This window comes from Paenibacillus sp. FSL H8-0283, assembly GCF_045040675.1.
Taxonomy (GTDB): Bacteria; Bacillota; Bacilli; order Paenibacillales; family Paenibacillaceae; genus Paenibacillus; species Paenibacillus amylolyticus.
This window is the reverse complement of sequence record NZ_CP150295.1, coordinates 1513588-1536725: the sequence shown is the minus strand read 5'-3', so window position 1 is coordinate 1536725 and position 23138 is coordinate 1513588. Positions and strand designations below refer to the sequence as shown.

The window sequence follows — 23138 nt, the reverse complement described above, 5'->3', positions numbered from 1 at the left end:
TGACCGAGTGCCTACGGTGATAAAGGTGCAGTAGACATTACCTGTTTACTTGGGAGCATTGGATGGAAGGTTTACTTCTCTCCGTAGCCCACCGGAACTGCAGCGTTTTTGATATTGTTCAGGATTGCGCCCAGGATTCGTGCATTCACATGCTCCAGAGCAGCCTTGGTCTTCTTCACCAGTTCCTTCTTGACCTTGCCCGAGTTCACGACCAGCAACACACCATCACACAGCGAACTCACAATGAGTGCATCCGTTACCGCGAGCACCGGCGGTGTATCAAACATGATGACATCATATTGATCCTCTAACTTATCGATCAGCCTTTTCATCCGGTTGGAACCAATCATCTCGGAAGGGTTCGGCGGAATTGGGCCAGAAGTGAACAATTGGAGATTGTCGATGTAACTCTCTCTAAGCACGTCTTCCACACTGTACTGATTAGACAGCACACTACTAAGACCGATATGATTCGGTACAGAAAACACCTGGTGCAAAGAAGGATTACGCAGATCCGCATCGATCAGCAGAACTTTTTTGCCTTCCTGGGCATAGGTTACCGCCAGGTTGCTAATGGTTGTGGTCTTGCCTTCGCCGGATTCAGCGGAAGCCACCATGATTTTTTTGATATGACTGTCGATTGAGGAGAACTGGATGTTCGTCCGTAATTTACGGTATCCCTCCGAGATCTGAGATTTGGAGTTAAAATAGGTCACCAGACTGTTATTTTCATTGGTTAGCCGCGACATATTTGCCATCCCCCACTTTCTGTTGAGATACGTAATTTTTCGTATTTTTCAGATCGTCTTTTTTCATTTTGGATATCACGGTAAGCACAGGTAGGCCCAGCTCTTTTTCAAGCTCAGTTTCGGATTTGAATGTGTCATCCAGATAATCCATCAGGAATACGAGTGCAATCGCGAGCACAAGACCTGCGAACAGACTGACAATGATGCTTAATGTGGTTTTCATATTGATTGGAGATGCATTACTATCCACTTTTGCTTCACTGAGGATAGCCACATTATCGATTTTCATGATTAGGGGGATTTGAGATTGGAACACGTTGGAGATGGCATTGACCGTTTTTGCGGCTTTTTCGTAGGTAGTCCCTTGTACAGTTATGCTCATCACTTGGGATTCGCTGGCTGTAGAGACGGAGGTGCTATTCATGAGCTGAGCAGAGGTTAAGCCTAGGTCCGGATACGTGGTAGCGACTTTATCCATAATGGCGGAAGATTTAATAATTTCTCTGTATGAGTTAATAAGTTTGATATTGGTTTGGATCATGCTGAAGTCCATCATCGCCTGGCCTTGAACGTTAGAGGTCTGGTTCACGATCAGTTTGGAACTTGCCTCATAGATGGGCTGGGTGAAGAAAATGCTTTTGACCCCTGCACCCACACCGGCTATCAAAGCAATTGCAACAATCAACCACAGTTTCTTTTGTAAGAGTCGAAAATATCCTTTCAGTTCCACTTTCATTCCTCCTATACGTTGTGATCTATCCTATGTAACTACCAGATGGACAGTAGCCATTTGCGAGGTTTCCAGCGTTCTGTGACCAGACACGAATTCGATAGAATGTGCGACGCATTCTCTGCCAGCCGCTTAACGGCTTCAGCTCCAAACCGACGCTCGATGGCCCGCTCTCCTTCACTTATGGCAAATGTCCTTTTGCACGTATCATGTGCATCTGATGAAATGAAATGAAACCCGTTTTCTTTGCAAAAATGAAAACACCACTGCCGAACTTTCCGTCCGAAAAGCCCAGTGAAAGATTGAGCTGTGAGCTGACATAGTCCGCCTTGACTCAAGTAATCAGCCAACAACTTTGGCTTCTTCAAAATGACACGATTGCGTTCCGGATGAGCAATAATAGGGGTAATTCCCGCTATTCGTAATTCATGCAGTATCCTGGGGAACTGTGAGGGAATATGACCAAAGGGCAGTTCCAGCAACATGTAACGACTTCCGGCGAGTGTGCAGCACTTTCCTGCATATAAGTCTCCAATCAGGTTGTCATGCACCCTGATCTCCTGTCCGGGACGGATCTCCAGGCGAATGTTACGTTTGCGAAGTTCTGCATGGAGCAGGTTCACGGCCTGATTGACCACCATCGGTTCATTGTTGTATTGCCCGTTCAGGTGATGCGGAGTAGCAATAATGGAGGTAATTCCTGAGGCTGCCGCCTTCTCAGCCATCGCAACGGACTGCTCCATTCGAACAGGACCATCATCTAGGCCGGATAATATGTGGCAGTGCATTTCAACCATATCCAAACTTCCTGAAATAGTATGAGCCCCCTCGCCCCTTTATTCATTGCGCAAATGCTTTTGGTGTTAAAGAACTAATGCATAACGCTATGAAATATAGTAAAATGGCGTTAAGTACATGTTTTGTTCAGAAAATGTTAAGAATCGACTTGGAATTATATGGTGAAATCAATGTAATGATAGGGTTCCTGCAGAGCCTTTTGTTCTGTTGCCTTTTCATACTGAAAACGGGAAACCGCGGGAAACTGAACTTCAGTAAGCATTGTGTTTAACTGTCCAGTTATATATAGTTTCTGTTCGTGCTGAATATGCAAGTTTGAATGATACATTGTGAGCTCTCCGAAGGGCTGTTTCCACTGCAACCTTGCGTGAAGTCGTACACATACATGTTGATCTTCAACATCCAAACCAATGAGCATTTCTGATGATACCGGCAAGTTCAGGTCGCTCAGGAAGGTGATTGCTTGAGTGTCCATTCCAAGTAACAGAACAGGGCGTCTTTTGCGGTCTACCATTTTCCCGTGAAACTCCTGAATGTACATATGGACATTTAATTTCATATCAGCCCATTCCTGAATTATTGAATACATGGTTTCATTCCTTTAGAATGGATTAGCCTACATGGACTGCCTCCACTTCCTTCTCACAGGTATATGGTCCAGGCAACAAGGAGATACTTAAAATATTCCAAATGATACATTTTGTAACTCCATACGTCCAATTTACGATACAATACGTATCATGTCAAGCGGTATTTGGACATGGTTCTTTTGATTTACGACAATTTGAGATGTCCTTAGACAGACCTATTTACAAATTGAAATGGGTTAAAGGAAACACATGAGGAGTTACTCTTTTGCAGGAAAGCTGCCCTGATCAAACACTTGGCTCAGGATTGTTTCAATATATATTTGATGTCGTTCAGGGGGAAATAGCTTATGAGCTACGGAAATCGCATTGCGGAATTACGGGAACAGCGGGGACTTACTCAAGAAGAACTTGCGAGCTCCATTCATATTACAAGAGCTGCTCTCTCCCACTACGAGAAGAATCGACGTAAACCGGATTTCGAAGTGTTAACGAGACTTGCTGACATCTTTGATGTGTCTATCGATTATCTTATAGGACGTACAAAGCAAAGCGATGTTGTGATGGATGAAGACGTACGTGAATTCGTTGATACCTTGGAGTTGTCGGATAAGGAAGTGTTGGAACGCTTCGATCTGATGATTGATGGGAAGTCCTTAACAGAAGAAGAAGCACGTCGTTTTATTGCGTTTGTCCGAATGGAACGCAGTATGGACTAAACCCGAAAAGAGGACCCAGTTCCCGAGAGATAACATCTCTGGCTTCTGGGCTTTTTTTGTGACTTAATTCCCTTTCATTCCATGCTTGTCTATTGTGTCAAGGACGCTTGTTGTTGACGGAGGATACGAAATGGTTCCAACGCTCCGGGTCGATTCCGCATTGCAGTAACACCTTCATGATGTCCATCTGGGTTGCTTCGACTTGTTTACCTGTCGGCCTACGATCGTCCCTGTTTGGATGCTTCATATTCATTCCGCTAACCTCTCTTATCTTTATACTTTCCCTGCCCTCCAAAACTAGCCTTATTATACTTGAGAAAGTTCCTCGATGTTGTCGTCTCATGGCGATAACGTTTTTTGATGGGGTTCTAATTTTGTCGAAAGCAAAATAGGAGCAATATGATGCCGGAATGGCAACCATATTGCTCCTATTATTCTTAATACAACCTGTTCATGCACTTCCACCTTGGAACAAGGAAGTTATTAACCTCCAGCACGTGCAAGTTCACGCATATTCGCTTCAAACGCTGCAAGCAGCGCTGCTTCTCCAGTCAAACCTGTTGCCTGAATCCGTTCGATCTGTTCTGTCATACGTTTGAAGTCCTTCGGAATAACCCGAACGAACTGATTCAGCGCATCTTGCCAGTTATCCAGAACGCGCTGACCGACAGCACTTCCTGTGTTGGCAACATGACGTTGAATCATGCCTCGCAGATCTGCACTTTCGGCCACATCTTCGATACGCTCCAAAAGAACCATTTCCAGATTACAACGTTTCAGGAATGTTCCTTCCGGATCATACACATAGGCAATACCTCCGGACATCCCTGCTGCAAAGTTACGACCTGTATCGCCCAGTACAACGACACGTCCACCTGTCATATACTCACAACCATGGTCGCCTACACCTTCAACAACTACTTTGGCGCCCGAGTTACGTACAGCAAATCGCTCACCCGCAATACCACGGATATACGCTTCGCCGCTTGTTGCTCCGTAGAGAGCCGTGTTACCGATAATGATGTTATCTTCCGCCTCAAACGTTGCTTTCGGAGAAGGCATCACGATCAGTTTACCTCCGGACAGTCCTTTACCTACGTAGTCATTGGAATCCCCTTCAACGGTCAAGGTCATACCTTTAGGTACAAAGGCCCCAAAGCTTTGTCCGGCAGAGCCGACAAATTTGAATTTAACCGTATCTTCAGGCAATCCTGCGAGTCCATATTTGCGTGTGATCTCACTACCCAAAATGGTACCTACTGCACGGTTAACGTTTGTAATTGGAAGCACCGCTTCAACCGGTTGACCGGATTCAATAGCAGACTGTGCCAGTGGCAACAATTGTTGCATATCCAGCGTTTCTTCCAATTGGTGATTCTGATGCTGTGTACGGTAACGTGCAGAGCCTTCCGGCATTTCAGGCACGTGCAACAATACAGACAGATCCACACCTTTTTTCTTCCAGTGATCTACGGCTTCTACCGTTTCGAGGCAATCTGTACGCCCGACCATCTCCTGAATAGTACGGAAACCAAGATCAGCCATGATCTCACGCACATCTTCAGCAACAAATCGCATGAAGTTAACCACATGAGCTGGATCACCCATATAATTTTTACGCAATTCCGGATTCTGTGTCGCTACACCAACCGGACAGGTATCCATCTGACAGACACGCATCATGATACAGCCAAGTGCAACGAGCGGTGCCGTAGAGAATCCATACTCTTCTGCTCCAAGCAAGGCAGCAATCGCCAGGTCACGGCCGTTAAGCATTTTGCCATCTGTTTCGAGGACGACACGGTCACGCAGATTGTTCAACATCAACGTTTGATGTGTCTCTGCAAGACCTAGTTCCCAAGGCATACCTGCGTGGCGAATCGAACCTTGCGGTGATGCACCTGTACCACCGTCATAACCGCTGACGAGGATAATGTCGGCACGCCCTTTGGCTACACCAGCTGCGATGGTACCTACGCCCACTTCCGATACAAGCTTCACGTTAATCTCAGCACGCGGATTGGCATTTTTCAAGTCATAGATCAACTCTGCCAGATCTTCGATCGAGTAGATATCGTGATGCGGTGGTGGCGAGATCAGACCTACACCCGGTGTAGATCCACGAACTTCAGCAACCCAAGGATACACTTTACGTCCTGGCAGCTGTCCGCCTTCACCTGGTTTAGCTCCCTGTGCCATTTTAATCTGAATCTCATCGGCATTAACCAAATAGTTGGATGTAACACCAAAACGTCCGGATGCTACCTGTTTAATCGCACTGCGACGGGAATCCCCGTTGCTATCTTTAATGAAGCGAGCCGGATCTTCTCCACCTTCACCGGTATTGGATTTACCTCCAACACGGTTCATAGCGATGGCAAGATCTTCATGCGCTTCTTTACTGATCGAACCAAAGGACATTGCACCTGTTTTGAAACGACGCATGATATCTTCTACGGATTCAACTTCTTCGAGTGGAATGGAAGCTCCCACCGGTTTCAGCTTCAGCATGGAGCGAATGGTCAACAATTGATCATTCTCACCTTGCACGAGCTTGGAATATTTTTTATACAGCTTGTAATCCCCAGTGCGTACTGCATGTTGCAGGGTATGAATGGTTTGCGGATTGAACAGATGCTCTTCTCCGTCGTTACGCCATTGATAATCCCCACCGGAATCCAATACTTTATCGTTACCGTCTTTTTCCGTAAAGGCACGGTTATGATGTGTCAACGCTTCGGCTGCCACTTCTTCCAACCCAATTCCACCGATACGGGAAGGTGTCCAGGTAAAGTAACGGTCAACGAAATCTGATTTCAGACCTACCGCTTCGAAGATTTGAGCTCCACGATACGATTGAATCGTAGAAATCCCCATTTTGGACAATACTTTAGTAACGCCTTTGGTAGCTGCTTTAATGTAGTTTTTCACTGCTTTCTCATGCGAGATACCACGCAACAACCCTTGCTGAATCATGTCATCCAGCGTTTCAAAGGCCAGATAAGGATTCACCGCACTTACACCGTAACCCAGCAGCAACGCGTAGTGGTGAATATCACGCGGTTCTGCCGATTCAAGCATAATGCTGACTTTGGTTCTGGTTCCCTGGCGAATCAGATGGTGATGCAGACCTGCTACAGCAAGCAATGCAGGAATGGCAGCATTCTCTGCGTCCACACCGCGGTCAGACAGGATCAGAATGTTATGACCTTTGTCGATAACACGATCTGCAGCTTCGAAGAGCAAATCCATAGCTTTGCGAAGTCCTTCTGCCCCTTCCGCAGCGGTGAAGAAGATTGGAATCGTCATGGAGCGGAAGCCTGGGCGACGCACATGGCGAATCTTCGCAAAGTCTTCATTAGACAATACCGGTGTATCCAGACGGATCTGGCGACAACTCTCCGGTTCAGGGTTCAGCAAGTTGCGCTCAGGACCAATGGTTGTTGCCGTAGACGTTACAATCTCTTCACGGATTGCATCGATTGGCGGGTTGGTTACCTGGGCGAACATCTGTTTAAAGTAGTTGTACAGACGCTGCGGACGATCGGACAGCACAGCCAGCGGTGCATCATACCCCATCGAACCCGTAGCTTCCATACCTGTTGTTGCCATCGGCTCCAGGATTTTACGTAGTTCTTCAAATGTATAACCATAAGCGAGCTGAAGCTGGGTCACGTTATCATGTTTTGGATCAGGAAGTTCCGGTGCGTCCGGCAACTCGCTCAGATCCATCAAATGCTCATCAAGCCAATCCTGATACGGATTCTCGGCTGCAATGATTGCTTTTACTTCCTCATCCGCGATGATGCGGCCTTCTTGTGTATCCACAAGCAACATCCGACCTGGACGCAGACGATCTTTGTACAGGATCTCTTCCGGCGCAATATCAAGTACCCCAACTTCGGAGGACAGGATAATACGGTCATCCTTGGTTACATAATAACGAGCTGGACGCAATCCATTACGGTCAAGTGTTGCACCAATTTGCAAACCATCTGTAAAGGCCATTGCTGCTGGTCCATCCCAAGGCTCCATCATCGTGCTGTGATATTCATAAAATGCTTTTTTGGCAGGGTCCATGTCCTCATCTGTGCTCCAAGGTTCAGGAACCATCATCATCGCCACGTGTGGCAGGGAACGACCACTCAGATACAGGAACTCCAGCGTGTTATCAAACATGGCTGTATCCGAACCGTCCGGATTGATAACCGGTTTTACTTTCGCGATGTCGTTACCAAACAACTCGCTCTCGAACAAGGATTGCCGTGCATGCATCCAGTTCACGTTACCACGCATCGTGTTGATCTCACCGTTGTGGATCATGAAACGATACGGGTGGGCACGTTCCCAGCTGGGGAAGGTGTTGGTACTGAAACGGGAATGCACAAGTCCAATGGCCGATTCCACGAGTTCTTCCTGCAGATCCAGATAGAACCCGCCAACTTGTTCAGTTGTCAGCATGCCTTTATATACAATTTTGCGACAAGACATGCTCGGAAGGTAGAACGAACCACCTTCTGCTTCATCTGCCGAATAACGAATAGCCAGTTCAGCACGTCTGCGAATAACATACAGCTTACGCTCGAATCCAAGCTCATCCTTCACATCTGCGGATCTTCCAATGAACACCTGACGTACATAAGGTTTCGCTGCAAGTGCAGAACGGCCAAGCATTTCATCAAAAGTAGGAACATCCCGGAAACCCAGGAACGTCTGACCTTCTTCTTCAATAATCTTCTTAAGGCTCTCTTCATGCGCACTGCGAATGGCAGGGTCCTGGGAAAGGAACAACATCCCTACGCCATAGAATCCCTGTTCAGGCAATGCAAAACCAAGGCGTTTCGCTTCCTCTGCAAAAAAGCGATGTGGAATCTGAATCAGGATACCTGCTCCGTCACCAGAATTCGGTTCACTTCCCTGTCCTCCACGGTGCTCCATGTTACTGAGCATGGTCAGTGCCTGACTAACGATATCGTGTGAAGGTACTCCTTTGATGTTGGCAACAAAACCCATTCCGCATGCGTCTTTTTCGAACTGCGGGTCATACAGACCCTGTTTTGGAGGTAATCCGATGTGTCTCATGGAACGCAACCTTTCTATAATGAAGTATTTCGGAAAGATCAAGAACATAGGCAACAGGCAACAATGAAACGGGAGGAGCTGGCCTTTCGCTTGCGATAGAGCCTGCTAGATAGAAGAGGTGACAGCATGAGACTGTCAAAAATAATGCCTGCTATTGGGCAGAAGCCATTAAATGAGATGAGCTGATCCGGACGATCCGGCAAACAGCCTGTATAAATCAACACGCAGCCGCTGGCACGGCTACTGAAATGGAGCGACGTTTTTTTGATATAGTTCTATTATTTTAACACCGACCTAACATCAGCGCAATTTAAACTTTTTAATACCTCTGATAAGAAATGTTTTGCAGTACAGCTTTACAGTAGTGACGTTTAAATTCATATCTTTTTCGAATAATTATACACTTTTTAAGCCAGAGTACAACTGAATTAAATTGCTGACAGAAGAAAATCGTTCCATGTGCCGCCTACGTTTATCCATAATTCCACCAAATTTTCACTGCTTAAGCCAGCGAAACTTTACTTCTCTATGCATTTGTATACAAAATAGCCTGCAACCCCTATTTGGGGTCACAGGCTATTTGCACTATTTGACTACTATATTGCATAATTTCACTACAAGAAAATAAAGTTTTTTTCAAAAATATGACCCTGCTGAAGATCAGGTTCGACTTATGCCGTCACAACTTGACCAGAATCAGCCTGTTCGACTTCTTTTTTCGGACGTCTGCCATTCCAGAGGAAGTAAGCAAGCGTCAGCAGAATGGATACACCTGCATAGATGCTAAGAATACCTGCCTGATGCCACATCACATCCAGATTACCACTCGATACCACGGCTTTGAAGCCCATAATGCTGTGTGTCATTGGCAACCAAGGGCTAAATGCCTGAAGCCATGATGGAATCAGTTCTACCGGGAAGGTTCCTGCACTAGCCGCAAGCTGGAAGACCAGCAGCAGAATGACAACATAACGTCCAGGCAGATCCAGCCAGGTTACAAGTGCCTGAACAATCAACATGAAGGTCAGCCCCGTAATAATGGTAAACAGGTAGAACAGCCCTACGCTGTGCGTCTCCAGTCCAAGACCATATAACATGAAACTTGCCACGATAACTGATTGGAAAATACTTACGGACCCAAATACCAGTGTCCGGCTGACAAAACGATTCCAGCCTGTTGCACCAGGTACGGACGTTTCCCGCATTTTCAATACAATCGTGGAAATCAACGATCCCACAAACAGACCGATCGACAGGAAGAACGGTGTCAATCCTGTACCATAATTGCTCACGTTCTCTGCTGTATTCTCCGAGGAGTTCACAGGTTCAGCAAACATGTTTACTACGTCATCCGTTTTCTTAACTTCGGATGTTTTCTGAGCGGCATCATTCAGCTTGGTTGCCAGTTCACTCGAGCCATCTTTTAGCTCAGTAAGGCCGTCAGCCAGTTTGCCCGCACCATCACCCAATTGCTTGGAACCATCGGTTAGTGAATTAACGCCGCCACTTAGTTTACCTACACCCGTTTGCAAAGCTGTTGTTCCTGAGCCCAGCTGCTTGGCACCATCTGCAAGCAATGTACCGCCACTTGCAGCATCACCCAATTTGCCGCTGAACTGCTTCAGGCCATCGGATAGCTTAGCGCCTCCTTGACTGAGCTGCCCTGCACCAGCCAGCAATTGCTTCTGACCATCCACCAGTTGGTTCGCACCAGCCAGAAGTTGCTCCTGACCTCCATGAAGCTCGGCTGCACCCGCAGCCAGTTGCTGGTTACCCTGATGCAGCTGATCTGCACCTTGTGCCAGCTTCTGCTCGCTCTCATTCAATTGTGCACTGCCGTCAGCAACAGCCTCACTTGCCGCAAGCAGCTTCTGTACATCCGCATTTTCAGCCAGTTCGGGGTTCGATGCAGCAAGCTGTTTCAATCCGGCGGCTACGCCCTGTGCACCATCAGCAACCTTGGAACTGCCATCTACAGCCGATTGCAGGCCTGTTGCCAGTGTACCGCTGCCCTGAACTGCACTTTGCAGACCATCCGACAGCTTTGCACTGCCCTGTTCTGAAGATTTCAGGCCAGCCTGCAACTTACTTGTGCCATCCAGTGAAGACTGGAGTCCAGTTTCCAACTTGGCGCTGCCATCCTTCAACTGATCTGCTCCGCTCTGAAGCTGGCTCGAAGCGGCTGCCTGAAGCTGTTGCAGACCGGATACAAGATTCGATGTTCCACTTTCAAGCTTGGTTGCCCCTGTATGCAGCGCGTTAACACCATCGCTTAATGGAGAAAGTCCTTCCTGAAGTTCAAGCGTTCCGGATGCAAGCTTCGCCAGGTTATCCTTGAGCTTAACAGCACCATCATCCAGTTTGCCTGCACCGGTATTCAGTTCACCAGCCCCATCGCCTGCCTCAGCCAAGCCATCCGATACTTCGGAGAACTTGTCGAGCAATGTCTCTGCATAGGATTCCGTTACTTTGGCTGAGACTTTTGCTTTCAGGTCCTTAATAGCGGTCTTACCGATCTGTGCACCGACAAAGCTGTAATTGCCATTCGGTTCATAGATCAGATCAGCCGGCTCCGGCTTGTCATCGAGCAATGTTGTTGCTTGGGATGAGAAGTTCTCCGGAATCGTAATTTGCATATAATATTTGTCATTACTCATGCCTTCTTTAGCTTGACTGGCACTGACAAAATCCCATTTAAAATCGGCATTTTTCTTCAACTCATCCACCAGATCACTACCTACATGGAGGGATTTGCCCTCCAGCTCAGCGCCTTTGTCCAGATTAACAACGGCAACCGGCATCTCATCCACATGACCATACGGGTCCCAATAGGCTGCCAGATAGATGCCACTATACAGGATCGGTATAAACATAATTGCAATAACAGGGATCAACACCTTCGGGTTTCTCACGGCCGATCCCACATCCTTGAAAAACACGGATAAAGATTTCATGTCATTTTCTCCCCTTAATCTCTCTGCTCCATGAGCAGGAATAACCATAATGAAATACAATGTCGCATTCCAGAAAACATACTGAAACACGAAGTGACCACTTTACTCAAACGGTCACTTTAGGACAAAAAAACAACCTGTCTTCCGACAAGCCTCCCTGCTTGATACGCGTGAAAATCCTTATATTATAGTAGATTAAATTCGGATTACGTTACAGCAGCAATTCCTTCCATTAAGAAAAGGCGAAAGTAAGTCTTGATTTCCTCTTTGCTCAGCGGTTGATGTTGTTTGCTCCAGTCTGAGGTGAGTGCAATATACAGGCGAATCATCATAAATGCGACGACTTGCGGATCACAATCTCGAATCTCTCCATTGTCTTTTGCTTTCTCAAGCTCCTTAGCCAGAAAGTCGGAGATTACTTTCTCCACCTTGTCCAAACCTTCCTTGGCCTGCAGCGTTCCAAAGTCCTTCAGCTCCTGAGATAACTTAACGAGCAGATCGTGATCACGACGAAACTCCAACAAGGCATCCAGTACCCGAAACAGATTATCGAAAAATGCACTTTCCTGATGTACTTCACGATGCGCGATGTTTTTCATTTCCTGAATCACTTCTACCAGGATCTGATCAAACAATTGTTCCTTATTGGTGAAAAACGTATAGATCGTTCCTTTGCCAACGTTCGCAATCTTGGCAACCTGATCCATCGTCGTTGCTTTGTATCCAAACATGGCAAACGACTGGGCTGCTGCATGAATAACCTGCTGTCTCCTGTCAATCGGAGCCATCTAATCCCTCCTTTAATCACATTCATTGTTCAATCGCTCTACATAAATGACCAAAAATACAATTCAGTCATTCGGTCAAAAACTACAATACCACCTTCGAAAACAGATTGCAACCCTAACATTTTAAAAATTGTGTTAATATTTTTTAACCTAAATGCAGTGGAAACTCCTTCTGTCGTCGTCTATAGTGTAAGATGACTCAGATAATACGTGTATATAATGAAGTTTAAGTTGTCTCATTGTATGATATATGGTGTAAATATTCATAGAAGAAACATGATTTTGTGCTTCAATGTATATTCATGTAGTAACGCATTCCATAGCTAGAATAAACAATGAATATCTTCATTTTGAATTAAAACTTATGAATAAAGGTGAACTCATGCGAAAACCAAGAGTGCTCTTATTATCGGAAGGTTTCGGTACCGGTCACACTCAGGCCGCTCATGCGCTGGCACATGGCATCAAAAAAGTCAGTCCACATGTTCACAGTCGTGTCATTGAACTAGGCAAATTTTTGAACCCAACGGTAGCTCCACTAATTTTCTCTGCATATCGAAAGACACTATCGGTTCAACCCAAACTGGTCAGCCTGTTGTACCGCACACAGTACAATAAATCATTAAATGGTTTTACCAAGCTGGCGTTGCACCGAATTTTCTATACACAGACGGCACAGGTCGTATCCCAACTGAAACCCGATGCGGTGATCTGTACCCATCCTTTTCCGAATGCTGTCATCTCCCGGCTCAAACGCCAGGGTCTGAATATCCCGCTCTATACGGTTGTGACGGATTATGACGTGCACGGAACATGGATTAATCCGGAAGTGAACAAATATCTGGTCTCTACCCCTCAGGTCAAAGCATTGCTTGAGATCCGGGGTGTCGATCCCTCCCATATTCAGATCACGGGAATCCCTGTGCATCCAGACTTCTGGGAAGCAGGAGATAAGGTGAAGCTACGGGAAGAGATGGGGCTTCAGAACATGCCTACAGCGCTACTTATGGGTGGCGGATGGGGACTTTCGTTTGATGAGGATCATATGAAAGCTCTCACGTCTTGGGCAGATCGTGTTCAACTGGTCTTCTGTCTAGGGAGCAATGAAAAAATGATCGCAAAAATGAAGGAAATGCCTTGCTTCCAGCATCCGAATATTCGTATTCTGGGATATACACGGGAAGTAAGCAAACTGATGGATGTATCCGATGTGCTGATTACGAAGCCAGGTGGCATGACATGCACTGAAGCGTTGGCCAAGGGTCTACCGATGTTGTTCATTCCTCCGATTGCAGGTCAAGAGGAAGAGAACTGTGAATACTTTGTACAAGCCGGATACGGCCACGTCATTCACTCTGCCGACGTGATCACCAATCGTTTCAGACAACTAGTGGAGCAGGCATCTACTCAAACTGAAAGCCCGCTGAACGTAGCGCATCATTCAGGTAACCATTCGGTCTATGATCCGAAGTGCTGTGCTCAAGCTGTTCATGACTTATTGTTTCCGACGACAGCCGAAGTCACAACAACCTCCTTGGAGCGCTTCACAGCCGGAATTACTGCCACATCCTTGTCAGGTACCAGAATACCATTCTGACGCCTCTACGGACCTATAGAACAGCTCTCACGAGGTGTTATAGGGGACAAGACAATTGCTCACCATATACAAAGAAGGTTCCCTTCCGAATTTTTGGAAGGGAACCTTCTTTTATTTTCACTAATTCCACCGTATGATTTGGCAGAAAAAAGGGTAATTTAGAGTATAACGATATTTTTTAATAACGAAATAAAACTACGATTCAGGCTTTTTCAAGGGCCGTGTGAAGCACACACAGTTAACTACCCTGCCTGTTTGCAGAATTTACGGGTCGATTACTTGTAAAAAGTATGATGACCGATCGTTTTTACTTTTTTCTGCGAGCGGGCAACTGTCAGATCGTCGGCAAGCGTCAATGATAAGAAATAATACGTATCATCGGCAACTTCCTTCTTCCCATTCAACGCAGCATTTACTGCTTTGATGCTGTCCTCGTTGGGAACCACACGTTTCATACGTCCGTTCGCTACAGGACTAAACTGGGATTTCTGATGGATGACCTTGTAAATGGTATCGGGAAAATTGGCTGACCGCAGCCGGTTTAAGACAACATTGGCAACTGCCACTTTGCCTTCGTACGGTTCACCTTCCGCTTCTGCCATGACGATTTTTTGCAGCAGATGCAGTTCTTTATCGGACACACTGTATGACCAGGTTGCAAGTTTCGAGTCTTCCTGGTTCAGAAGTTTGGTCCGTGTAAAGTATAGTTTTTGGGGGGGAGTTGTTACAGCAGCGACTTCTTTGGCACGTTTCACTTTGGCCAATTTCAGTGCAGCTTCTTTTTTGGCTTTGGCCGCAGCTACCGCTCTAGCTTTGTTCTTGGCCTTGGCTTCTTGCAATTCCTGCTCTTCTTGAGCAGTCGTAAGCCAGTTCTTCGCTGGCAGAGATTCAGTCCACGCTACGGTTTGGGCAGACAGATTAGAGGACAGACTTGTCCCATCTTCCATCATGCGCCTCTCTTCTTGCGTAGATGTTTGGTTATTTTGCCCAGAAGCCGCAAGTTCGGTCATCTGTTTACTATCACTAGCTTCATTCCACTTCCCCGTCGCCTGAACGACATTTACCCCCACTATACATACAAGCAGCACTGATAACATCGGTGCTACCCAACGATTTTTGCTTATAATGTTCATTCGAAGATTCCTCCTGTCGAAACAATTCCCTTAACTAAGTAACCCAAAAAAAAGAATTTGAATAACGATGGCTAATATTACATAGGGATAAACGTTATGTCAATGTGATTTTATGGCATAAAAATGATTATCAGGAAAAAGTGAACGTATCCACGGCCTCATACATTGGCGATTGTCCCAGCCTTGTCACATAAAGTACAATGTCCTCCACCATCCATGAATTAACACCTGTGGAATGTTCCGGAAGCACTCCAGATATCCCTTTATTTTCATTACCTGGAAGCTGTCCCAGATATTTTCTGGCAATGGTAATGTGGGGAGCATAAGGTCTTAATTCAGCTTCATACCCCAGGGGCGAAGTTGCCTGCACGATTTGTTTTTGCAATGAAAACAAGTGCTCTATCTCTCCGCTAACACCTTTCCAAAGCACCTTAGGTGCTTCTTCAAGTCCAAATGTGCCCCAGTCGGAAAGCTGAAGTTCAAACGGCTGAAATCCGCTTGCTGCTGAGCGCAATGCTTTTCGCAGGTGCCCAATGTCACTAACTAACGTATCCCCCAGAAATTGCAAGGTTATATGATAATCTCTATGATCTGTCCATTTACGAAAATCTAGCTTGTTCTGTACAAGCCTCGCATCCATCTGAAGAGACTGCTGAACAGCAACAGGAAGACGAATTGCTACAAACAATCTTTCCCGTCGGGATGAATGATCCTGATGTGATTGGTTATTCATTGCATACACCTCTCTAAAGTTCGCTCTATTATTTCATAACTATACATATCGTTTCAAGTTGGGTAAGTATAGAGTGACACAAATATAACCATTTGCAAATAAGGCTAGATTCCTGCATTTCCCACCTTAATGCACATCCAACACCAAATCTGATACACTTTAATCATCAAACTCATCAAACTATTTATCTCAGGAGGACCACACATTATGGGTAAAATTGTATGTTTTCCATCTCTATCCGAAGAACAGCAACAACGAATTCAGAATACTGCACCAGGATACACCCTGAAATTCGGAAAAGCCAAGGAATTGGACCCCGCTGAGTTGAAAGAAGCTGAGATTATTCTCGGCTGGTCCCCACTCGTCACAGAACATGCATTGAAACAGGATAGCCTGTTGAAGTGGGTTCAGGTCTGGTCTGCTGGTGTGGACAATCTCCCCTTCGCAGATTTGCAACAAAAGAACGTTCAGGTCACCAGTGCAAATGGAGTTCACGCGATTCCAATCACCGAAATTATTCTGGGCATGATGTTATCCCACAGTCGCTGGCTGAGACAAGCTATGCTGCATCAACAGCAGGCCGAATGGAAAGCTCCTGCCAAACCACTGCCGGAACTGCATGGCAAAACAGCGGTCATCGTTGGTGTAGGTGAGATCGGTACGGAAACAGCCCGTATTCTTAAAGCACTCGGCATGCGCACGATCGGAGTTCGCCGCTCAGGTAAGGATGTCCCCAATGTGGACCAAATGTACGACATGACCGGTTTACATGAAGCCTTGAGCCAGGGCGATTATGTAATTAACATTTTACCGCTAACTGATGAAACCAAACATATATATGATCAAACTGCATTTGAGCAGTTCCGATCCGGTGCCTGCTTTGTCAATGTCGGCCGTGGCCCCAGTGTGAAAACGGAAGCCTTGCTGAATGCACTCCAAAACGGCCAAGTTGCCTTCGCCGCACTGGACGTGTTCGAAGAAGAACCTCTTCCTGCAGACCACCCGCTATGGAGCATGGATAACGTGTTAATTACGCCCCATATCGCAGGAAGTACAGAGCAATACGCGGATCGAGCAGTTGATATTTTCGTCAAAAATCTGGAAGCTTACGTCGCTGGCGATACCCTGCCGGTGAACCTTGTGGATTATAGTCATAAATATTAACACAAACACCCGTTCCCATGCAATATTGTGCAAATCAGATCAACGATATCAATGGATATGTACGCAATAAAAAACGCTACCTCTGGGAAATCTAAATTCCCTTAGAGGTAGCGTTTTTGTTTTTTCACGCTTACATACACAGCCAAATATGACGTATAAACGTGCCTTTGTGTACTGTTCTGTACTCTTTTACAGTCCATCCTGCTTCCAACAAGTGCTCTTCTACCCACTCTGTGGAAACAATCACCGCCCGTTTTGCCAATCTGCGCAAACTCTCCAGCATGGCTCGTTGCTCAGCATCTGGAAGTACAGAGCAGAGGTTATAAGGCATGTCCAAAATTGCCGCATCATACAAATCTTGCAGTTCATTCATATCCCCCAGTGTGATTCGATCTGAATCATATCCATAATGCGGCAGATTGATTCGCGCACCTCGGACAGCCAGCGGATTGAGATCGTTACCTTTTGCATCAATTCCCATGGATAAAGCCTCAATCACAACCGTTCCCATACCACAGCATGGATCAAGCAATCGATGATTTTCTACTCTCGGAACAGCAATATTAACCAGCGCTCTCGCAAGCGTGATGCCAAATCCAGTTGAGTAATTTTGCGGCTTCTGCCGATGAATCTGCCATGATCGGTCCGCTTCTGTCCACTGGCCCAAGATCCATTTTTCTCCTGTTCGGATTAGGCCGAAAGTCACCTTAGGTTGTTTCATCTGTGCCTTGCCTTTAATACACATACCAACTTCTTTTTCCAGTTGACGAGACTGTGCATAATCAGGGGCTTGATCCCCTTCTTTTAGACAAACTACCTTGAATGTCTCATCTGGCAACAGGTGAATATTTTTGGCAAGAGGAAGCAGATCCATCACAGTCTCCCCTTCGCCGATCACGTCTAGTCTGCCGTGGATAAAAGGACTGCGTCCAGGTGGAATACATCGTTCAGACCACACATACGACCCCATATCCATACGGATCTCCGAACTCGGTTCAAGCAACGTAGTCAGCTCCAGCATGCATAATTCTTGCTCGTTCTCGTGGCAAGCAAAGGTGTAGAGGTGTTTCCCAGAAGTAGCGTACATACCAAGTGTTTCATCAGGCAAAATTCCCCTCTCCTTCCTTCATTAATCATGTTTCTTCTATATAAATAGTAGGCACATTGAAGACATATCAAATACGACTCATACGTTTGCTTTCAGGTAGTCATTGTATACAATGTTAGGCCCCTAGACAACTATCCATTTCCTTGCACGTATCTATTTGGAAGAAAAAAAATAAGGTGTTCCCATGTTGAGGAACGCCTTACTTTATTTTGAGATTATAACACTGGAAATCTAATCGTTCTTGCCAGTAAACGTTATAGGCCAACAGCTCATATATCATACTGATTTCTCACCATTAGCCGCCTGCGTGATTCCAGCTTCTTCTATTATAAGAGCAAGGTTATATTTTTAATTTTTCAATGGATGTAAGCAAATCTTCGGATAATTCTTTCAGACTTTGAATGTTGCCGCTAATCGTTTCCATAGAACTTACTTGCTCTTCCGCCGATGCAGAAACTTCTTCCACACTCGCTGCCGATTGTTCCGAAACAGCGGAAATCTGCTGACTGAAATCATTCATTCGTCCGCTTGCTTCCTGCATGCCTGCGAGACCATCTGTCATAGTGCCGATTACACCAACCATGCCTTCCACCGATTCATTAATTGTACGGAAGAGTTGACCTGAAGTAAGCACATGTTCCTGACCCAGTTCGGTCTCCTGAACGTTCGTACGTAATTCCGCAACCACCCCTTGTGACTCCTGCTGAATATCCTCGGTAATCGCCGTGATCTCTTCAACCGAATTCTGCACAGCCTCAGATAACTTCCTCACTTCTGATGCCACTACGGCGAATCCGCGTCCACTCTCTCCCGCACGCGCTGCCTCAATGGAGGCATTTAATGCCAGCAGATTGGTTTGGCGTGCAATGTCATGAATGACTTGAACCAGCTTGGAAATATCTTCATTTTTACGATTCAACCGTTCCATTTTGTCCATGGAAGCCGAGACCGAGCCGGAAATCTGTTGCATCTGCTGCACCGACTGTTCCATCACCTTGCGACCATTCAGCCCTTGTTCCAGTACACGATCCGACATGACGCGCAACTGGCTGCCTTGTTCCGTATGACTCTGAATGTGATCATTCAACACTTCAACCGTACGAGCTGATTCCACGGCTGTCTCTGCCTGGCTCTCTGCGGCCTTGGCTGACTCTTCCATTGTCACAGCAATCTGGCGACTACCAATCTTAACCTCTTCTGAGGATATTGCCAGTTCCCCACTTTGTAGATTAACAGCTTCCGCAATTCGTCTGACGCTCAGAACCATGGAAGTCAGGTTACCTTTCATGTCATTCACCGCTTTGGCCAGAACACCAACTTCATCCTCATGTTTGGTATGTATGTCCTGAACATTCAATTGTCCTTCTGCAATCAGTTTCACCGCACTAATGACACGTAGCAGTGGTTTCACGACCTGTGAACGAATAATCGGAATGCTGATCGCTGTAATGGCAATCATGACAAGAACACCGATAATGATGATTAATCTACCATCCTGTACCGATCTGATCGTTTGGGCCGCCGCAAGATTGGACTGTTCCTGATTGTATTCCACGAGATAATCAAGATCGACTTGCATGGTGTCAAAGGAATCAGCACCTTTATCAGCTACTTCCTTCGCCAGCTGTGTCTGACCCTCATCACTCAGCTTGATCGATTGCGTATTAATCTTGAGATACGCTTCCCATTTGTTCTTGAACGCATTCCAGTGTTCGAGCTCTTCCGCAGACTTCTCCTGCTGATCATAGATTTTAATCGCCTGCGTCGTTTCACGAATATACTTGGTACGCTCTTCTGACAAAAATGCCTTGTCTGTTTCTTCCGCGTCAAAGTGACGATAACTTAGTGACAGAACATGTTCTGTGGTATAATTTAACCGGTTAATTTGCTGGATTGATGGCATCCAATTGTTCGTAATTTCGTTAGTGTTGGTTTCAATTGAATTCATCCGGGTGACAATCGTGACACTCAAAATAATTAAACAGAGGATTAACAAGTAGAACGCGATGCTGATACGCAGACCGATACTCTTGATCTTGAATCTGCTGAACATATGATTTCCCCCTTGACCTCTTCGGTCATCCCGAATTCAGGTGCTTATGTCATTGTTTTCCCTTCTTTTGACCTCTTGTCAAAAGAACTTCTCTATATTATATCGATAGGAAAATAGACGTAAAGTATTATAACATTATTTTGTCATTAAGATGCTTGGTTTTGTAAAAGATTGTTGAATCTTGACAAAGTCCAAACCGAAGAGCTGCAGCATACGGTAAAGTCCCGATCTGCAGCTCTTCGGTTTGTTCGGATTTCAACGGCTAACATCATAAAGTGATCAGCCTAGTTCAGTATTGCTGTCTTATGCTCAGCCAGCAATCGATATGAATCCAACCTGCGCTCATAATCTGGTCCTGCCGTAACCAGAAGCAACCTCTCCGTATCCAGCCTGCGACTCACCTGTTGCAATCGAGCCCATACCTGCTCAGGTGTACCTGCATAGTGTCGTACCGATTCATTTTGATCACTAACGGCTTCATCATTCGTATTAGAGACCGCGGTACCACTTGAATTCGGCTCAGTTGAATTTTCTTTCCCATTCAGCTTACGCCTCTCCGCCATGTCACGACTCCAGTCCAAAGCATCCGTCTCTGACTCGGCACACAATACGCTCACTGCCACCATAACCTCAGGCTCCTTCATCGTTGCACTAGGCATAAATCCTTCTCGATATCGCCTTACAGCCTCTTTACCATCGGCATCACTCATGAATTGACCAAAGACATATCCCATGCCAAACCGTGCCGCAAATTCTGCACTCTTCACGTTAGTTCCCAACATCCAGAGTGATAACGGGAGCTCGGGAATCGGACGAGCTGTCACGGAATGATCCTCGTACATGTAACGGTCTTCGAGCAGTTCTGTGAGTGCTGCGAGTGATTCAGGCAGCTTGGACACATGCTGCAAGTAATTGCCACTGAGTGCCATCGTGGCATGAGGTCCACCGCCAGGAGCACGTCCGAGCCCAAGCTCAATGCGCCCCGGATAGAGCGCAGCCAGCAGGCGGAACGACTCCGCAACCTTGAGCGGGCTATAATGCGGCAACAAGACCGCACCAGAGCCAAGTTGGATCGTTGTTGTCCTTGCTCCGATGTGCGATAACAGTACTTCAGGAGAGGCCGATGCCAGTTCAGCCATATCATGATGCTCTGACGTCCAGTATCGGGCGTATCCCCAAGCCTCGGCATGTTGCGCAAGTGTCACCGATTGTTGAAGCGCCCGTTCCGCTGTGGCATCGTTCAACCTTGGAACAAGGTCAAGTACGCCCAGACTGAACATCTCACTCATTCGCTTAGCCACGCGTCTCATCTCCCTTTATATCGGTTAATTTTAATCCAGATCGTAGATCGAACCCACCTTCAGACCGTAGAGTTCATTATATATTTTCTCGGCAAATGCATCCGTCATTCCTGCGATGTAATCGATCACCATGTGTTCCCAAGTCCAGATCGGCTGGGCTTTGGCTTGATCCTTCTCATACCGCTGCAGCCAGTCGGATGGAATAATGGATTTGGACGTTTCCGGATCGAGGAATGCATCCCATAATCGCTTAATCATCCACTCACTGCGCTTCTGTAGCCGCTGCACACGCAGGTCACGAATCATGGTTACCCAGGCAAAACTTTTGAGCACACTCACCGTACGCAGCATATCGAGGTCTTCAGCCCCTTCACGGACAAAGGTTACCTTCTTCCAGTCGCCGTCGTCAATAACGCCAAGACTGCCTACAAAAAAGCTCACCCAGTAGGCTTTCACCTCACGGCGGGTACGCGAGTAATCGTGCTCGCAGAACGGCATCTTTTCATTCCAGATGCGCAGGAACGAAGCGAGGACCTCTTCTACCTTTTGCCCAATCGATTCTCGGGTCCATCCGTTCCAGAACAGATCCTCCAGCGTTGTAATTTTATCCACAATCAGTCGATTCACATGCGGATCTTGCAAAAAATGCTCATGTACTTCAATTTTGCCTGCTTTGATGCCATCCTCCAGGTCATGTGAGGAGTACGCAATATCGTCGCAGAGGTCCATTAACTGTGCTTCCAGCGTCTTCTTGCCTGCCGGCACGTTCCAGCGATCACGGATCTCCCGAATATATTGCCACTCATGATGATACATGCCTTTTTTGCTCTCTGTCCCAGGGTACGGATATTTGTTGATTCCTAGTAACACCGCATCAGACAGATTCAGTCCGTCGATATCTTCACGTTTCTCCAAGTGCATAATGAGACGGAAGTTGTGCGCATTGCCTTCAAAATGCTCGTATTTCCGTTTTAACTCAGCACGTACTTCAGACTCGACCTTGGGAACTTTGGCGCTGCGGCTTTTTTTCATGATTTTCTTAGCCTCGGTGTTAATGAGGTCATCCAGAATACCATCCAATACTTCTTCACCTTTATGTCCAAAAGGCGGGTGACCGAAGTCATGTGCGATTGCAGCGCACTCCACCACTTCTGAATCAATAATAAGGCCGGGGTTATCCGCGCGGTCCCAGTCTACCTCGGGAAAACGGCGAATCAAACTTCGGGCAGCCTCTCGTGCAATCTGTGCCACCTCCAGGGAATGGGTCAAGCGAGTACGATAATAATCACCCGTTCCTGCGCCAAACACCTGCGATTTGCCCTGTAACCGACGGAAGGTCGGTGAATGAATGAGTCTCGAATAGTCCCGTTCATACGCTGCACGAGATCCATCCAATTTGGTTAATTCAGGATATTGTCTATGTTCTCTCAGATCGTTCCATTGCATGGGGATCACTCCTAGCCGACTGTCTATATTTTGAGTGATTATACACAACATCTGTGGTTTCGAAAAGTAAAACCTGTCTGCGATTGTCATCTCTTCTTACATCAACTTGTAATGAACAGTCATCTTCTCTTATTATACCCTGCCAGACTATCATCCGTGCATCTAAATGACAATGATTCATATTGAACTCATTATT

17 protein-coding genes are annotated in these 23138 nt (G+C 46.3%); 3 read left to right on the top strand and 14 right to left on the bottom strand.

Going from position 1 to position 23138, the window contains the following annotated elements; genetic code table 11:
* Positions 1 to 71: 71 nt before the first annotated feature.
* From MHI52_RS06795 to MHI52_RS06780, 4 genes are all read right to left on the bottom strand, one after another.
* Positions 72 to 749, bottom strand: a complete 678-nt coding sequence (locus tag MHI52_RS06795) for a CpsD/CapB family tyrosine-protein kinase (protein ID WP_340902715.1) — start codon at positions 747 to 749, stop codon at positions 72 to 74.
* Entirely contained in the window at positions 730 to 1485 is a 756-nt protein-coding gene (locus MHI52_RS06790) for a YveK family protein (RefSeq protein ID WP_235193748.1), read from the bottom strand. Before MHI52_RS06790 ends, MHI52_RS06795 begins: the two co-directional genes overlap by 20 nt.
* A gap of 32 nt (positions 1486 to 1517) precedes the next feature.
* Entirely contained in the window at positions 1518 to 2276 is a 759-nt protein-coding gene (locus MHI52_RS06785; protein ID WP_036611338.1) for a tyrosine-protein phosphatase, read from the bottom strand.
* 155 nt (positions 2277 to 2431) lie between these two features.
* Positions 2432 to 2836, bottom strand: coding sequence for a hypothetical protein (locus MHI52_RS06780; protein ID WP_127551237.1), 405 nt, complete (start codon positions 2834 to 2836; stop codon positions 2432 to 2434).
* Between the two features lie 378 nt (positions 2837 to 3214).
* Between MHI52_RS06780 and MHI52_RS06775 the strand changes: the two genes are divergently transcribed.
* On the top strand, positions 3215 to 3583 hold the full coding sequence (locus tag MHI52_RS06775; RefSeq protein WP_047841965.1) for a helix-turn-helix domain-containing protein: 369 nt from the start codon (positions 3215 to 3217) through the stop codon (positions 3581 to 3583).
* Between the two features lie 97 nt (positions 3584 to 3680).
* On the opposite strand, the gene MHI52_RS06770 is transcribed toward MHI52_RS06775, so the two are convergent.
* The 4 genes from MHI52_RS06770 to MHI52_RS06755 form a co-directional block, all read right to left on the bottom strand.
* A complete protein-coding gene (locus MHI52_RS06770) occupies positions 3681 to 3836 on the bottom strand; it encodes a hypothetical protein (RefSeq protein WP_017690128.1) in 156 nt (51 codons plus the stop codon).
* A 230-nt stretch (positions 3837 to 4066) separates the two neighbouring features.
* Positions 4067 to 8665 (bottom strand): glutamate synthase large subunit, encoded by a 4599-nt coding sequence (gltB, locus tag MHI52_RS06765; protein ID WP_340902710.1) that lies wholly within the window; start codon positions 8663 to 8665, stop codon positions 4067 to 4069.
* A gap of 671 nt (positions 8666 to 9336) precedes the next feature.
* The gene (locus MHI52_RS06760) at positions 9337 to 11619 is read right to left on the bottom strand and encodes a YhgE/Pip domain-containing protein (protein ID WP_340902709.1); all 2283 of its coding nucleotides are present in this window, start codon (positions 11617 to 11619) and stop codon (positions 9337 to 9339) included.
* A gap of 206 nt (positions 11620 to 11825) precedes the next feature.
* The gene (locus MHI52_RS06755; RefSeq protein WP_036611349.1) at positions 11826 to 12407 is read right to left on the bottom strand and encodes a TetR/AcrR family transcriptional regulator; all 582 of its coding nucleotides are present in this window, start codon (positions 12405 to 12407) and stop codon (positions 11826 to 11828) included.
* Positions 12408 to 12789: 382 nt separating this feature from the next.
* Between MHI52_RS06755 and MHI52_RS06750 the strand changes: the two genes are divergently transcribed.
* Complete coding sequence (locus tag MHI52_RS06750) at positions 12790 to 14004, top strand: UDP-N-acetylglucosamine--LPS N-acetylglucosamine transferase (protein WP_047841963.1); 1215 nt, start codon at positions 12790 to 12792, stop codon at positions 14002 to 14004.
* A 275-nt stretch (positions 14005 to 14279) separates the two neighbouring features.
* On the opposite strand, the gene MHI52_RS06745 is transcribed toward MHI52_RS06750, so the two are convergent.
* Together MHI52_RS06745 and thpR are read right to left on the bottom strand one after the other, a co-directional pair.
* Positions 14280 to 15137, bottom strand: a complete 858-nt coding sequence (locus MHI52_RS06745) for a cell wall hydrolase (protein WP_047841962.1) — start codon at positions 15135 to 15137, stop codon at positions 14280 to 14282.
* A gap of 130 nt (positions 15138 to 15267) precedes the next feature.
* Positions 15268 to 15870: an RNA 2',3'-cyclic phosphodiesterase gene (thpR, locus tag MHI52_RS06740; protein WP_047841961.1), complete on the bottom strand. Its 603-nt coding sequence runs from the start codon at positions 15868 to 15870 to the stop codon at positions 15268 to 15270.
* 207 nt (positions 15871 to 16077) lie between these two features.
* Here thpR and MHI52_RS06735 point away from each other — a divergent pair, with 207 nt between their 5' ends.
* The gene (locus MHI52_RS06735) at positions 16078 to 17034 is read left to right on the top strand and encodes a D-2-hydroxyacid dehydrogenase (RefSeq protein WP_405158715.1); all 957 of its coding nucleotides are present in this window, start codon (positions 16078 to 16080) and stop codon (positions 17032 to 17034) included.
* A 130-nt stretch (positions 17035 to 17164) separates the two neighbouring features.
* On the opposite strand, the gene MHI52_RS06730 is transcribed toward MHI52_RS06735, so the two are convergent.
* From MHI52_RS06730 to MHI52_RS06715, 4 genes are all read right to left on the bottom strand, one after another.
* Positions 17165 to 18142, bottom strand: coding sequence for an RsmD family RNA methyltransferase (locus MHI52_RS06730; protein ID WP_340389379.1), 978 nt, complete (start codon positions 18140 to 18142; stop codon positions 17165 to 17167).
* Positions 18143 to 18482: 340 nt separating this feature from the next.
* Complete coding sequence (locus MHI52_RS06725) at positions 18483 to 20195, bottom strand: methyl-accepting chemotaxis protein (RefSeq protein WP_405158714.1); 1713 nt, start codon at positions 20193 to 20195, stop codon at positions 18483 to 18485.
* A 284-nt stretch (positions 20196 to 20479) separates the two neighbouring features.
* The gene (locus tag MHI52_RS06720) at positions 20480 to 21505 is read right to left on the bottom strand and encodes an MsnO8 family LLM class oxidoreductase (RefSeq protein WP_405158713.1); all 1026 of its coding nucleotides are present in this window, start codon (positions 21503 to 21505) and stop codon (positions 20480 to 20482) included.
* A gap of 21 nt (positions 21506 to 21526) precedes the next feature.
* The gene (locus MHI52_RS06715) at positions 21527 to 22942 is read right to left on the bottom strand and encodes a deoxyguanosinetriphosphate triphosphohydrolase family protein (protein ID WP_074093901.1); all 1416 of its coding nucleotides are present in this window, start codon (positions 22940 to 22942) and stop codon (positions 21527 to 21529) included.
* Positions 22943 to 23138 lie beyond the last annotated feature (196 nt).

Bases quoted from the DNA above. Each gene is read 5' to 3' on its own strand.
- MHI52_RS06795 (WP_340902715.1), bottom strand. From the start codon at position 749: ATGTCGCGGCTAACCAATGAAAATAACAGTCTGGTGACCTATTTTAAC.
- MHI52_RS06790 (WP_235193748.1), bottom strand. From the start codon at position 1,485: ATGAAAGTGGAACTGAAAGGATATTTTCGACTCTTACAAAAGAAACTG.
- MHI52_RS06785 (WP_036611338.1), bottom strand. From the start codon at position 2,276: ATGGTTGAAATGCACTGCCACATATTATCCGGCCTAGATGATGGTCCT.
- MHI52_RS06780 (WP_127551237.1), bottom strand. From the start codon at position 2,836: ATGAAATTAAATGTCCATATGTACATTCAGGAGTTTCACGGGAAAATG.
- MHI52_RS06775 (WP_047841965.1), top strand. From the start codon at position 3,215: ATGAGCTACGGAAATCGCATTGCGGAATTACGGGAACAGCGGGGACTT.
- MHI52_RS06770 (WP_017690128.1), bottom strand. From the start codon at position 3,836: ATGAATATGAAGCATCCAAACAGGGACGATCGTAGGCCGACAGGTAAA.
- gltB (WP_340902710.1), bottom strand. From the start codon at position 8,665: ATGAGACACATCGGATTACCTCCAAAACAGGGTCTGTATGACCCGCAG.
- MHI52_RS06760 (WP_340902709.1), bottom strand. From the start codon at position 11,619: ATGAAATCTTTATCCGTGTTTTTCAAGGATGTGGGATCGGCCGTGAGA.
- MHI52_RS06755 (WP_036611349.1), bottom strand. From the start codon at position 12,407: ATGGCTCCGATTGACAGGAGACAGCAGGTTATTCATGCAGCAGCCCAG.
- MHI52_RS06750 (WP_047841963.1), top strand. From the start codon at position 12,790: ATGCGAAAACCAAGAGTGCTCTTATTATCGGAAGGTTTCGGTACCGGT.
- MHI52_RS06745 (WP_047841962.1), bottom strand. From the start codon at position 15,137: ATGAACATTATAAGCAAAAATCGTTGGGTAGCACCGATGTTATCAGTG.
- thpR (WP_047841961.1), bottom strand. From the start codon at position 15,870: ATGAATAACCAATCACATCAGGATCATTCATCCCGACGGGAAAGATTG.
- MHI52_RS06735 (WP_405158715.1), top strand. From the start codon at position 16,078: ATGGGTAAAATTGTATGTTTTCCATCTCTATCCGAAGAACAGCAACAA.
- MHI52_RS06725 (WP_405158714.1), bottom strand. From the start codon at position 20,195: ATGTTCAGCAGATTCAAGATCAAGAGTATCGGTCTGCGTATCAGCATC.
- MHI52_RS06720 (WP_405158713.1), bottom strand. From the start codon at position 21,505: ATGAGACGCGTGGCTAAGCGAATGAGTGAGATGTTCAGTCTGGGCGTA.
- MHI52_RS06715 (WP_074093901.1), bottom strand. From the start codon at position 22,942: ATGCAATGGAACGATCTGAGAGAACATAGACAATATCCTGAATTAACC.